Origin of the sequence: Chitinibacter sp. S2-10, from assembly GCF_046530675.1 — a bacterium.
In the GTDB taxonomy this organism is placed as follows: Bacteria; Pseudomonadota; Gammaproteobacteria; order Burkholderiales; family Chitinibacteraceae; genus Chitinibacter.
Window position 1 is genome coordinate 2910494 of the sequence record NZ_CP172558.1, and the last position, 12793, is coordinate 2923286.

Annotated in this window: 16 protein-coding genes; 2 read left to right on the top strand and 14 right to left on the bottom strand. The window is 51.3% G+C overall.

All coding sequences use genetic code 11. The features are described 5' to 3' along the window. Positions 1-93: 93 nt before the first annotated feature. From ACG2XO_RS13670 to ACG2XO_RS13730, 13 genes are all read right to left on the bottom strand, one after another. Positions 94-699, bottom strand: coding sequence for a flavin prenyltransferase UbiX (locus ACG2XO_RS13670; protein ID WP_410498545.1), 606 nt, complete (start codon positions 697-699; stop codon positions 94-96). Beyond that, positions 692-1231 (bottom strand): Gx transporter family protein, encoded by a 540-nt coding sequence (locus ACG2XO_RS13675; protein WP_410498546.1) that lies wholly within the window; start codon positions 1229-1231, stop codon positions 692-694. The genes ACG2XO_RS13670 and ACG2XO_RS13675 overlap by 8 nt, the downstream gene beginning before the upstream one ends. After that, positions 1212-1598, bottom strand: a complete 387-nt coding sequence (locus ACG2XO_RS13680; protein ID WP_410498547.1) for a NusG domain II-containing protein — start codon at positions 1596-1598, stop codon at positions 1212-1214. The genes ACG2XO_RS13675 and ACG2XO_RS13680 overlap by 20 nt, the downstream gene beginning before the upstream one ends. Continuing rightward, entirely contained in the window at positions 1585-2451 is an 867-nt protein-coding gene (gene rapZ, locus ACG2XO_RS13685) for an RNase adapter RapZ (protein ID WP_410498548.1), read from the bottom strand. The genes ACG2XO_RS13680 and rapZ overlap by 14 nt, the downstream gene beginning before the upstream one ends. Beyond that, positions 2448-3392, bottom strand: coding sequence for an HPr(Ser) kinase/phosphatase (hprK, locus tag ACG2XO_RS13690; RefSeq protein WP_410498549.1), 945 nt, complete (start codon positions 3390-3392; stop codon positions 2448-2450). Before hprK ends, rapZ begins: the two co-directional genes overlap by 4 nt. An 82-nt stretch (positions 3393-3474) precedes the next feature. After that, positions 3475-3948, bottom strand: a complete 474-nt coding sequence (locus ACG2XO_RS13695) for a PTS sugar transporter subunit IIA (protein ID WP_410498550.1) — start codon at positions 3946-3948, stop codon at positions 3475-3477. Between the two features lie 164 nt (positions 3949-4112). After that, the gene (hpf, locus tag ACG2XO_RS13700) at positions 4113-4439 is read right to left on the bottom strand and encodes a ribosome hibernation-promoting factor, HPF/YfiA family (protein WP_410498551.1); all 327 of its coding nucleotides are present in this window, start codon (positions 4437-4439) and stop codon (positions 4113-4115) included. Positions 4440-4470: 31 nt separating this feature from the next. Beyond that, on the bottom strand, positions 4471-5838 hold the full coding sequence (locus tag ACG2XO_RS13705; protein ID WP_410498552.1) for an RNA polymerase factor sigma-54: 1368 nt from the start codon (positions 5836-5838) through the stop codon (positions 4471-4473). 36 nt (positions 5839-5874) lie between these two features. Then, positions 5875-6597 carry an LPS export ABC transporter ATP-binding protein gene (lptB, locus tag ACG2XO_RS13710; RefSeq protein ID WP_410498553.1) on the bottom strand — a complete coding sequence of 241 codons (723 nt, stop codon included), beginning with the start codon at positions 6595-6597 and terminating at the stop codon, positions 5875-5877. Positions 6598-6602: 5 nt separating this feature from the next. After that, positions 6603-7121 carry a lipopolysaccharide transport periplasmic protein LptA gene (gene lptA / locus ACG2XO_RS13715; protein ID WP_410498554.1) on the bottom strand — a complete coding sequence of 173 codons (519 nt, stop codon included), beginning with the start codon at positions 7119-7121 and terminating at the stop codon, positions 6603-6605. Further along, complete coding sequence (gene lptC / locus ACG2XO_RS13720; RefSeq protein ID WP_410498555.1) at positions 7075-7674, bottom strand: LPS export ABC transporter periplasmic protein LptC; 600 nt, start codon at positions 7672-7674, stop codon at positions 7075-7077. Before lptC ends, lptA begins: the two co-directional genes overlap by 47 nt. Before the next feature lie 9 nt (positions 7675-7683). Next, positions 7684-8211 carry a 3-deoxy-manno-octulosonate-8-phosphatase KdsC gene (gene kdsC / locus ACG2XO_RS13725; protein WP_410498556.1) on the bottom strand — a complete coding sequence of 176 codons (528 nt, stop codon included), beginning with the start codon at positions 8209-8211 and terminating at the stop codon, positions 7684-7686. Between the two features lie 66 nt (positions 8212-8277). Next, on the bottom strand, positions 8278-9243 hold the full coding sequence (locus ACG2XO_RS13730) for a KpsF/GutQ family sugar-phosphate isomerase (RefSeq protein WP_410498557.1): 966 nt from the start codon (positions 9241-9243) through the stop codon (positions 8278-8280). A gap of 128 nt (positions 9244-9371) precedes the next feature. Between ACG2XO_RS13730 and ACG2XO_RS13735 the strand changes: the two genes are divergently transcribed. Then, on the top strand, positions 9372-9485 hold the full coding sequence (locus ACG2XO_RS13735; protein WP_410500267.1) for a hypothetical protein: 114 nt from the start codon (positions 9372-9374) through the stop codon (positions 9483-9485). Beyond that, positions 9485-11401, top strand: coding sequence for a monovalent cation:proton antiporter-2 (CPA2) family protein (locus tag ACG2XO_RS13740; protein WP_410500268.1), 1917 nt, complete (start codon positions 9485-9487; stop codon positions 11399-11401). The genes ACG2XO_RS13735 and ACG2XO_RS13740 overlap by 1 nt, the downstream gene beginning before the upstream one ends. A 240-nt stretch (positions 11402-11641) precedes the next feature. Here ACG2XO_RS13740 and ACG2XO_RS13745 read toward each other — a convergent pair whose 3' ends face one another. After that, positions 11642-12793 (bottom strand): Do family serine endopeptidase, encoded by a 1152-nt coding sequence (locus ACG2XO_RS13745; RefSeq protein ID WP_410498558.1) that lies wholly within the window; start codon positions 12791-12793, stop codon positions 11642-11644.

Consider the following 12793-nt stretch of genomic DNA (forward strand, 5'->3'; position numbering starts at 1 on the left):
CTGAGTCTCTATGCCTCTGCAGCAGATATTTTCATACCCTCTGTATGTATTGCCATCTAGTCTTGTCGTAAAAATAGCCAGAAGCAAATACCCTTACTCACCCCAGCGCTGCATTAATTGGTGCGGCACGCCAAGCTGATCCAGAATCCGCGCGACGACGAAATCGACCAGATCGGTGACTTGCGTCGGGTGATGATAAAAACCGGGATTCGGCGGCAGGATCACAACGCCGAGCCGGGCGAGCTTGAGCATGTTTTCCAGATGAATCGCCGAAAACGGCGTTTCGCGCGGCACCAGAATCAGTGTTTTGCGCTCTTTAATCATCACATCGGCAGCGCGTTCCAGCAGATTATCCGAAGCACCGTTGGCAATCGCCGAGAGCGAGCCCATTGTGCACGGCACGACGACCATGCCATCGCCGGGATTTGACCCAGATGCCATAGGCGCAAACCATTCCTGTTGGCCATAAACCTGCAATTGCTCGGGGTCAGACAACTGATATTGCGCGCGTAGCATTTCAGCCAGATCGGCAGCACGCGATGGCCAGCTTAGATTCATTTCCTGCTTGGCGACAATTTGTGCGACCTGCGTATACACCAAACGAATCTGGCAACCCGCAGCCAGCAGGCATTCGAGCGTTCGCAAACCATAAGGAAAGCCGGAGGCGCCGGTTATTGCCAGTGTGATTGTTTTATTCATGATTCTTTTTCTCAGGAAATTCTTGCAATAACCGTTCGGCAATCAGCCCATTCACCAGACCAAATACCAGCGCCATACCACTTAACATCGGGATCAGATAAATAATGCCGTCATGCGGAATCAACCAGATGCGCGCGAGCAATAATTGCCCTGCGGTGTGGGCAAGCGCCGAAAGGAGTGAGATGCTCACCATGCCAAAATAGCGGCGCGGCAAATACTGGCACAGTGCCAGCATCAGCAGACTCAGGATGCCACCTGACACGCTGAGCGCAAAACCAGGCGAAAAAATCCCGCCCAGTACAATACTTGCCCCCAGTATACGCAGCATACTTACCCATGCTGCGGCTTGCCAGCCCATACGTTCCAGTGCGATCAAGGTGACAATATTGGCCAGACCCGGTTTGACGCCCGGAATTGGCGACGGAATTCCCGACTCCAGCACAGCGAGCACAATGGCATAAGCAGCCAGCCGGGCAATATAAGCATCGTCACGGCTGACGGTAAAAACCTGCTCAGTAGCTGAGGCTGTCATAAGCGCGCGGCTGCTTGCCGATAAGTTCAATACTGGTACGATTGGGCAGACAGATCGCGCTCTGTCCGGCCTGCTGTAACCAGCCGGCTTTTACACAATATTGGCGCGGGCTGGGATCGCTGACAATCCGGGCCTTGCCCTGCGCGACTTCGATGACGGTTTCGCCCAATGGTCCCCGAACATTCAAGGTACGAGCCGCCAGCAAATCAAGCTGGGCAAACACTTTACCATCCTGATAAATTTTGACCTTGGTCGCCTGTGGCTGCATCCAGCTCCAGTAACTCAGCCAGCTCCAGCCCAGCAACAGCAGCAGGATACACATAACGTCGCCGCTTTTAAGCGAGCGCAAAGCATTAATGCGAGCCATGCTGTTCACGATGGCGCAACAGAACCTGTCTTGACCGGGCAAAATGTCGACGCAATTCTTCAGCCAGATAGACCGAGCGATGCTGGCCACCAGTACAACCGATCGCGACGGTGACATAGCTGCGCTGGTCACGTTCGAACTCAGGCAACCAGCGCTCCAGAAATCCCAGAATGTGAGTCAGATAAGGTCCCACTGTCGGCTGGCGCATCAAGAAATCTGCGACCGGTTGATCCATCCCGGTTAAGGGTCGCAAAGCCGGATCATAATAAGGATTGGGCAGGCAGCGGGCATCAAAAACAAAATCCGCATCCAGCGGAATACCATGCTTAAAACCGAACGACTGGAAAATCAGCGTCAGTTTGGCCTTGTTCGAAGCAATAAAATCACGAATCCAGTTGCGCAGCTGCGCTGCGGACAAACCGCTGGTGTCGATGCAATGCCCCAGCTCACGAATGTCACCGAGAATTTCGCGCTCAATACCGATGCATTCAGTCACCGTCAGATTGCCATTGGCCATCGGGTGAGCGCGCCGGCTTTCGGAGTAACGCTTGATGATGGTGTCGTCATTCGCCTCCAGAAATAGCACCCGCACATCCACATTGAGCTGCATCAGTGCATCCAGATGTTCGGGCAGGCTGGTCAGGTTATGTGCACTACGAGCATCCACGGCAATTGCAACGCGCGGATAACCATCCAGATCAAGCATAGAAACAGCCTGCGGCAATAATGGTGCAGGCAGATTATCGAGGCAGTAATAGCCCAGATCTTCGAGCGCGCGTAGCGCCACCGATTTACCAGCACCGGACAAACCTGATAGCAAAACCACCTGCTGATTGAGTCCTTGCGTCATCATTCGCCCATTTCCATGAATTTTTGATGCCGTTCGATGAATTCGCGCGTTGAATCGATCCCGCGCAATTGCAGAATATAATTGCGCACGGCCGACTCGACCAGTACCGCCAGATTGCGACCCGCCGCCACCGGAATCACCAGTTTGCGTACCGGCACATCGAGAATCGCCTGCGTGGCAGCCTGCATTTGCAAACGATCAACCGGTGCCAGCGTTTCACCACCGGCCTTGGCCAGATGGATAATGAGTTTGAGTGTTTTTTTCGGGCGCACCGCCGTTTCACCAAAAATCGTCCGGATATTCAACACACCGATCCCGCGTACTTCCAGAAAATCACGCAACATTGGTGGACAACGGCCTTCCAGCGTTTCCGGATTGGTGCGATAGACTTCGACCACATCATCGGCCACCAGGCCATGACCACGCGAAATCAGCTCCAGCGCCAGCTCGGATTTACCCATCGACGACTCGCCGGTCAGCAACACGCCAACTTCCAGCACGTCCATAAATACCCCATGCAGGTGTGTCGATACAGCCAATGCTTTGCTTAGATAGTAGCGCAATACCTCCATTAAATATGGAGACTGTTCGGGACTGGTCAGCAAGGGGACATGATGCCGCTCAGCCGCCTCGCGCAAAACATCGGGCACTGCCTGACCATTAGCAACAATCATCGCGGCCATTTCGCTGGCAAACAGCCGATTGAGGCTGTTGAGTTGCAATTCTGGCGAAAGATCGTTGACGTAGGCGACTTCGGCAATCCCGAGCACCTGAATACGGTTGGGGTGAACAAAATTCAAATGCCCGACCAGCGACAGCGATGGTTTTTGCTCATTCGCGTCATTGGATAACAGATTATTCGCGCCCGATTGCCCCGCCACCCAGGTCAGGCGAAGTTTTTCGGCATTATCAATAAATAATTGGCGGGCAGTAATTTGTGGCATACGGTTCTCAAAAAAAAACTGCATCAATCAGATGCAGTTTTGATATTAACGAGCTATACGCAGAGCGTCTAGTTGAAATGGCTTAAGAAAAATCAACGCCATACGGCTGCCAGTTGGCAATTCGCTGCCAAACAAGGTGTGGTTCGGCTAGCGTGTTGAGTTCTTCACGCAGTTGTTTGTCTGAGAACAACTGCGCCAATTCGGACAAAATCTGCAAATGCAGGTCAGTGGCATTCGCCGGCACCAGCAGGACAAAAATCAGCGACACCGGCTTGCCATCCGGCGCATCAAACGGAATCGGCGTACTCAAGCGAACAAATGCGCCAGTCGCTTCTTTCAGCCCCTTGATCCGGCCATGCGGAATCGCTACACCTTGACCCAAGCCGGTTGAACCCAATTTCTCACGGGCAAACAGACTATCGAAAATCACGCTGCGCGCAATACCATGACTATTTTCAAATACGATGCCGACTTGCTCAAAAACGCGTTTTTTACTACCAACATCCAGATCAAGAAAAACATTGCCGGTTGGTAGAATTTTGGTGATCAGGCTCATGGTCTTGTATTGTGTTCCGTGTGAATCCGGTAATTGTAACTAATACCCAGACGGGTCGAGGGATGGCAATAACTGCAGCAGAACGTCGTATTGTACTTGTCTTGAGGGGAAACAAAAACGGGAACGACTCGCGGCGTTCCCGTTGTATTGCTTACGCAACGAAATTATTCTTCAATCACCGCTTGGTGTTTGATTGCTTCGTTGCGGTGCGATGATTGTTTTTCTTTATGTTTGACCACCTGACGATCCAGTTTGTCCATCAGAATATCAATCGCGGCGTACAAATCTTCCTCAATTGCCTCAACGTGAATGTCTTTACCGCTCACATGCACGGTAACCTCGGCTTTATGCTGCAGTTTGTCTACCGAAAGAATCACCGTTGCATCAATTACGTTGTCAAAATGACGAATCACGCGTTCGATTTTGCTGGTGACATACTCACGGATAGCTGGAGTAACTTCAAGATGATGACCGCTGATATTGAGGTTCATAGTATTGCTCCTTCGATTTTATATCGCCTTGTTACAGGCTTTTGCGCTGGCTGGCAGGCACGATATTCAGTGACTCCCGGTACTTGGCCACGGTGCGCCGCGCTACTGCAACACCCTGCCTTGCGAGTTCTTCTGTTATAGCATTATCCGATAAAGGTTTCTTCGGATTTTCCTGGGCGACCAGTTGTTTGATCAAGGCTTTGATCGCTGTCGCCGAATTTTCCCCGCCATTGTCATTTTCAACATGGCTGCCGAAGAAGTATTTGTACTCCAGAACACCCCGTGGTGTCAGCATAAATTTTTGTGTTGTCACCCGTGAAATCGTCGATTCATGCAAATCAAGTTCATCGGCAATATCACGCAATACCAGTGGCTTCATTGCCACTTCACCATATTCGAAAAAAGCCTGCTGACGTTCGACAATCGCTTGAGCAACGCGCAAAATCGTACTACCGCGCTGCTCTATGCTCTTGATTAGCCACCTAGCCTCCTGAAGCTGCCCGGCCAGACTCTCGCCAGCATCACCCTGTAATAAACGGGCGTACATTTCATTCACTTTCAGTTTGGGCTGTGCGGCCTGATTGAGGCGAGCAATCCAGCGTCCTCGGACTTTCTGCACCAGTACATCCGGTACAACATACCGGGTGGTATCGCCTCCCCAGTTGGCTGCCGGGCGCGGATTCAAACTCCGGACAATTTGTTGTGCCTGACGCAATTGCTCATCATTACACTGCAATTGCTTCTTAAGCCTGACGAAATCACGCACTGCCAACAATTCGAGTCCATTTTCAATCAGGCTTTTTGCCAAAGCTACAGCAGCAGATGGGGGCACGGCTTTGAGCTGAAGCAAAAGACATTCAGACAGGCTGCGCGCGCCAACACCCAAAGGCTCCAGCTGCATCAGATACTGATGCGCCGTCCTGAGTTCCTCCGGCTCCAGCTCCAGTTCAGTGATCAAATCTTGCGGGAGTTGCGAGAAAATTTCATCCAGTTCCTGCACCAGCAAGCCGTCTTCATCCAGCGCCTCGACCAGCAAGGCGAGCAAGGCATGATCGCGCTCTGACAATCCCAGCAAACGCGCCTGAGCAAGCAGGTAATCGCGCAAAGTATCTTCAATCGCAACTCGCAAAGTGGGATCATGTTCGTCGTCATCGTCAAATGACGAGCCACTTCTGACATCATCCCAGCGCAAGCCATCCTGATCTTCAGCGCTGTAATCATTGACCTCGGAGGGCGTTTGCTCCTGCGTTTCGACCGAGTCCCCCCCCATTTCCTCACGTTCGAGCAATGGGTTATCCGCCAGATACTGGTCAAGTTCTTGATTAAATTCAAGCGTGGAAAGCTGCAACAGTTTGATCGACTGTTGCAGTTGGGGAGTCAGATTAAGCTGTTGCGACATGCGCAACTGCAAAGATTGCTTCATAGCGCCAGCAGGTTACATGCGGAAGTGCTCGCCCAGATAAACCCGGCGAACTTCTTCATTATTGACAATCTCATCAGGTTTGCCAGACGCCATTACCGAGCCTTCCGAAATGATATAAGCCCGGTCACAAATACCCAATGTTTCACGGACATTATGGTCGGTAATGAGCACTCCAATTCCGCGCTCTTTCAAAAAGCCGATAATGCGCTGAATATCGATCACTGCAATCGGGTCAACACCGGCAAAGGGCTCGTCCAGCAAAACAAATTGTGGATTGGACGCCAGCGCGCGCGCAATTTCAACCCGGCGACGCTCCCCCCCCGACAGGCTCATCGCATTACTGTCACGTAAATGGCCGACGTGCAGATCATGCAGCAATTCATCAAGCCGATCTTCAATTTGCGCTTTATCGGTGTAATGCAGTTCAAGCACCGCCTGAATATTTTCGGCTACGGTCATTTTGCGGAAAATTGATGCCTCCTGCGGCAAATAACCCAAACCAGAACGCGCGCGCTTGTGGATCGGTTGCTGACTGACATCAAGGCCATTGAGCTCGATCATGCCCTGATCCATCTTGACCAGACCAACGATCATATAAAAACTAGTCGTTTTCCCTGCACCATTCGGTCCTAGCAAACCAACCACTTCGCCGCTGCTGACCTCGATGGATACATCGCGAACGACAGTGCGTTTTTTATAACTTTTCTGCAAATGCTGGGCTTTGAGTGTGCTCATTCGATTTATTCTTTACTCACTGGCTTGCTGGCAGTTTCTGATGCCTTCACTTTCGGCGTCAAAGTAATATTGACCCGATTACCGGCCTTGCTCTGAGCTTGGTAAAACTCGGTATTCATGTCGTAGGTGATTTTATCGCCCACAACCAGATCCTGATGGCGCTTCACCCAAGCTTTATCCAATAAAATCATAAAACCTTTGGCGCCGTCGTAATCGAAACGCAAGGCTTCAGCGTTTAACAACTCACCCGAATCGAGTTTTTGCTTAAAGCGCACAGGCCGACCTTCACCTTGCGAAAACTGATTGCCTTGCTCATCTTGTCGCGTCGTGAGTTTGTCGGCACGGATAACCATTGTGCCCTGCGTTACGATCACATTACCCGTGCAAACACTTTGCTGGGTTTTCTGATCCAGCGCACAATTATCTGCGACGATATTCATCGGTTTTTCGCGGTCAGCCGTTTCTGCCTGTGCAGAGTTATTGAGCAGCAGCACCAGTAAGGGCAGTACGAGCGGTCGGAACATAAGTCATTTTTACCTGAGATTTTAAAAAAAGCGTTTGTACCTTGTTGTCAGCAATAAAACCAACGGCCTGAGCATGGTGCGGCCCCATATCTGCCACCACCGATGCCTCGGAATGTGCCTGTTGTGATTGCTGGTCAATCCAGATATCACGCGTGCGAAGAATCAACTCGGCCTGCCCGTCAAACGGCGCTCTGCGCAATTCGACATCATCATAAATCCAGACTTGCGAGCCCTTGAAAATGCTTTTGCCACGCACGCCGACTACCGTCACTGTGGGCTTTCCCGCTTCGGTCTGTACCAGTTTGGGCTGACTGAACAACAAGGTGTCTTGCTCACGCGTATGGGTCATTTCACTGGCGATTAATTCGGAGCGTTTGATGCCCTGTTCGTCAAAGCGCTGCAGAACACCGTATTTGATGTGCATATCAGGTTGCGTTGGATCGCTTTCCTTTTGCATCACAACATCAATCGCCGCCCGACTCAAGCCCCAAATTAATGCGCCGATCAGCAACAATAACACCAGCGGCAAAGCCCAGATCGTTAGGTTTCTCAAAATCCGATCCTATTGCAAATAGGGAGCCAGCGCAGCGTCCAGCGTTCCCTGGCTTGCCATAATCAGCTCACACACTTCGCGCACCGCACCGTGACCGCCTTGGCGCCCCGTCACATAATGCGCGTTTTGCAGCACTAGTTCAGGAGCAGCTGGCACTGCGACCGCGAATGCAACACGGCGCATGACCGGCAAATCGATCACATCGTCGCCCATAAAGCCACATTGCTCTGGCGTCACACCGGCCTTGGCGATCAATGCCTGAAAAGACTGCAGCTTGTCATGAGCGCCCTGAAACAGAAAATCAATACCCAGATTTCGTGCCCGGTGCTCAACCAGTTTTGAATTGCGCCCGGTAATAATCGCCAGTTTCACACCGCTGTTTTTTAACATTTTCAGTCCGTGACCATCGAGCGAATTGAAGGCTTTCAATTCTTCACCCGCATCGGTGTAATACAAACTGCCGTCGGTCATCACACCGTCCACATCGAAAATCATTAAGCGAACCTGTTTGGCGCACTCATTCACACGCTCTGTCATCCAATCCGTCCTACAGGGGTATAGACACCCAAGCCAATACCACCAACACACACCAAAGAATACCCCCTAAACAACACGAGCCCGCAACAGGTCGTGCATATTCAGGGCGCCCACTAACTGGCCGTTCTCCATCACCAGCAAGCCATTAATTCTGCGCTCTTCCATCACCGCAACCGCCTCGGCCGCCAAGCGCTGAGACTCTATGGTAGCAGGATTACGCGTCATTACCTCAGCAACGGGTGTCGCGCGCAAATCAAAGTTTCGATCCAGTGTGCGGCGCAAATCACCATCGGTATACACACCCGTCAATTGATCATTCGCATCGACAACCGCAGTCATCCCCATTCCTTTGCGGCTGATTTCCAGCAAGGCATCACGCAAGGGCATAGATTCTTTCACCACCGGCAGCGCATCACCGGCATGCATCAGATCACGAACATGAACCAGCAAGCGTCGTCCCAGACTTCCGCCCGGATGCGAAAGTGCAAAGTCATCAGCCTCAAATCCCCGAGCCTCCAGCAATGCCACGGCCAGCGCATCACCCAAGGCCAACGCCGCAGTCGTACTCGCAGTCGGAGCAAGATTAAGCGGGCAAGCCTCTTCAGCAACCCCAACGTCCAGATGAATTTTCGCTTCCTGTGCCAAGGTTGACTTTGAGTTGCCTGTCAAAGAAATCATCGGCACTGCCAATCGTTTCAAACTGGGCAGAATCGTCAGCACTTCGTCACTTTCACCAGAATTGGACAAAACCAGCACCAGATCCTGCCGGGTAATCATCCCCAGATCACCATGCGCGGCCTCGGCCGGATGAACAAACAGTGCCGGGGTTCCGGTACTGGCCATCGTTGCCGCAATTTTACGGGCAATATGGCCGGATTTACCCATTCCCATCACCACAACACGCCCCGAACAGGCAAGAATCAACTGACAGGCTTGGTTAAACAGAGTTTCATCCAGCCGTGAGGCAATAGATGCAATCGCCTGCGCCTCTACCGTCAAAACGCGGCAAGCCGTACTGTGTGCGTTATGCATTCTTCAAAGTCGTCAGGAATATTTTTCGAGTCCGAATTATAAAAGACCTGGCCGCCAGATAACAGCAATCAGGTATAAAACAATTTGCTTCAGTTATACTTACAGCAAACAAAACCTTAAATTGAGGGATAAATCAACCTCGCCCCGTTTTACAGACACTAACATCGAGAATCCATTACACCGTATGTCGTCCACTCTGCAAAGCCTGCTATTTCTCCTTGCTACCGCAGTCATCACGGTAGTGATCTTTCGCCAGATCAAGCTTCCACCGATGCTGGGCTATCTGCTGATCGGCATGGCCATTGGCCCACATGCACTGGGCGTGATTCCATCCAGCGAAGAAGCAAGTCATTTGGCTGAGTTTGGTGTCGTTTTTTTGATGTTTACACTAGGCTTGGAATTCAATTTGGCCAAACTCAGCGCCATGCGACACATCGTCCTCGGCTTAGGTTTAGCCCAAGTTTTATCCATGCTGGCTCTGGTCGGTTCTGCTGCACTTTTACTAGGTTTAAGCTGGCAAGTCGGATTGGCGCTAGGTGCCGCGATGGCCATGTCGTCGACAGCAATGGTTTCCAAGTTGCTGACTGATCGCAATGAGCTGCAAACACCACACGGACAAAATGCTTTCGGGATTTTATTATTTCAGGATCTTGCAGTTGTTCCGTTTCTGATCATGATTCCGGTGCTGGGGCAACCTGCCGAGCAACTTACCAGCTCACTCGGATTTGCCGCGCTCAAAATCATCGTCGTTCTCACCTTGCTACTCTGGCTCGGCCAAAAATTGATGCGCCCTTGGTTCAATCTGGTGGCTCGCCAGCATTCGAGCGAATTATTCATGCTCAATATCCTGCTCATTACCCTGGGGATTGCCTGGCTAACCGAACTGGCGGGGCTTTCGCTGGCGCTCGGCGCATTTCTTGCTGGCATGCTGATTGCCGAAACCGAATATCGCTACCAAGTCGAAGACGACATTCGACCTTTCCGCGATTTATTGCTCGGCCTGTTTTTCGTTATCGTCGGGATGAATCTGAACTTCGCCATCTTACTGGATCAATGGCCTTTGATTTGTGTGCTGGTTTTGATTTTGGGGCCCATCAAGGTCATGATCATTACTGCGCTGGCACGCCTGTTTGGCAATTCAGCCGGAGCTGCGTGGCGTACCGGCTTTGCCTTAGGGCAAGGTGGGGAATTTGCTTTTGTTTTGCTGGCACTGGCTGCGGGAGAACAAATCATTCCCCCTGCAATCAATCAAAGTACCGTCGCTGCAATTATTGTTTCGATGCTGATTACGCCCTTTTTGATTCAGCACTCAGACAAACTGGTATTGCGTCTGGCTAGCTCGGAGTGGATGAATCTGGCAACCAATTTGCACCAGATTGCGGTACGAAGCATGGCCAATACCGGCCATGTCATTTTGTGCGGTTATGGGCGCAGTGGACAATCGCTGGGACGGATTCTGCATTCGGAGCATATTAATTTTTTCGCCCTCGACCTCGACCCGGAAAAAGTCCGTGAAGCTGGCGCTGCGGGTGAATCGGTGGTGTACGGCGATGCGGCAAAACGGGAAGTGCTCATTGCCGCTGGACTGATGCGTGCCCGTGCGCTGATTGTGACTTATGCAGAGACGCACTCGGCAATGAAAATACTGGAAATGGTGCATCAGATTCGCCCCGAACTCCCCGTAATTGTCCGCACCCAGGACGACAGTGACATTGACTTACTTAAAAATGCCGGAGCCGCCGAAGTCGTCGCCGAAATCATGGAAGGCAGTCTGATGTTGGCTTCTCATACAATGATGCTGCTCGGCGTACCACTCAATAAAGTGGTACGCCGGATTCGTGAAGTGCGGGAAGCACGTTACCAATTAATCCGGGGTTTTTATCGCGGCACCCACGAAGAGAGCGACGAGTCAGACCGGCAGCAACCACGTTTGCATTCTGTACAGTTGACGCAGAACGCCCATGCGATTGGTTATCAAATCGGCGAACTCGGATTGAATGAACTGCATATTGAAGTGCGTAGCATACGCAGAAAAAACCAGCCGTCGATTCAACCCGATGAACAATTCCAGCTGCAAAATGGCGATGTCATCGTTTTGCTTGGTGTCCCTGAAAATCTGGCTGCAGCAGAAATGCTATTGCTACAAGGTAATCGATAAGCGATTACTGCAACAGTTTGCATGCATAACACCAAGTCGCAGACAGTACGCATGCACAAGGAAGCATTATTACGTAAACACACAGCCATTAAGTCCTTGGTGACAAACCTTCAGCCGGCCCGATTCAGCCGCTAGGCTCAGACACAAAAAATGGCGCTCATTTCAGAGCGCCATTTTTATACTACCAATAGGTATACAACCACAAGCCATGTTTAAAACCGTCCAGCAAGCAATACCCGGCTATTTTCGATTAAAAGTCGGTCGTTTACCAACCTCGACCTTAGCTTCAATCTGTTGACCTTCCCGGACAAAGGTCATAGAAACCATCTGTGCGGGCTTAAGTGCCGAAATGATATCCAGCATTCTGGCCGAATTGACCACCACCTTGCCATCAATCGATAACAACACATCACCCGGCCTCACTCCGGCATTGGCAGCCGGACCATTGCGCACCACACCTGCAATCAGAGCACCACGGGTATCGGGCAAACGGAATGATGAAGCCAGCTCGGCAGTCACATCCTGCACTTCAACGCCCAACCAGCCACGGGTGACGCTACCATCCTTGATCAAAGCCTCAATAATCTGCTTGACCGTCGTTGCCGGAATTGCAAAACCAATCCCCAGTGAACCGCCGGTTTTTGAATAAATTGCCGTATTGATGCCCAGCAAATCACCCCGAACATCGATCAGGGCACCGCCGGAATTACCCGGGTTAATCGCAGCATCAGTCTGGATAAAGTTTTCAAACGTGTTAATTCCCAATTCGGAACGCCCTAAAGCCGAAACAATCCCCATCGTCACGGTTTGACCAACACCAAAAGGATTGCCAATTGCCAACACCACATCACCGATTTCTACCTTATCAGCGTCAGCAAAGCTGATCGCCGGCAAATCAGGCAAATCAATCTTGATCACGGCAATATCGGTATCCGGATCACTGCCAATCAGTTTGGCACTGGCAGTTCGACCATCAGAGAGCGCCACCTCGATTTCATCAGCCGCTTCGACCACATGATTATTGGTAACAATATACCCTTCAGCCGAGACCAGAACACCGGAACCTAGCGATGAGGGACGTTGTGCTTCATCACCCAAGCCACGATCTCCGAAGAACCGGCGAAATAATGGATCGTTAAAAAGCGGATTGCGTGCTTGCCTGGCTTGTTGTGAAGTAAAAATATTAACGACCGACGGCTTGGCTTTTTTTGCAGCAGAACTATACGATAACTCTGCCGGAGCAGAAGCAACGGCACGGGATTCTTTGACCGTCACCACTGGCGCGCCCGTTGCAGGTTGCTGCAACCACGCCGGCTTGAGCAAAGTCACCAAAAACCAGATCGCCAGGCCAACCGTGGCGGTTTGTGCGAAAATAAGCCAAAGTTTTTTCAT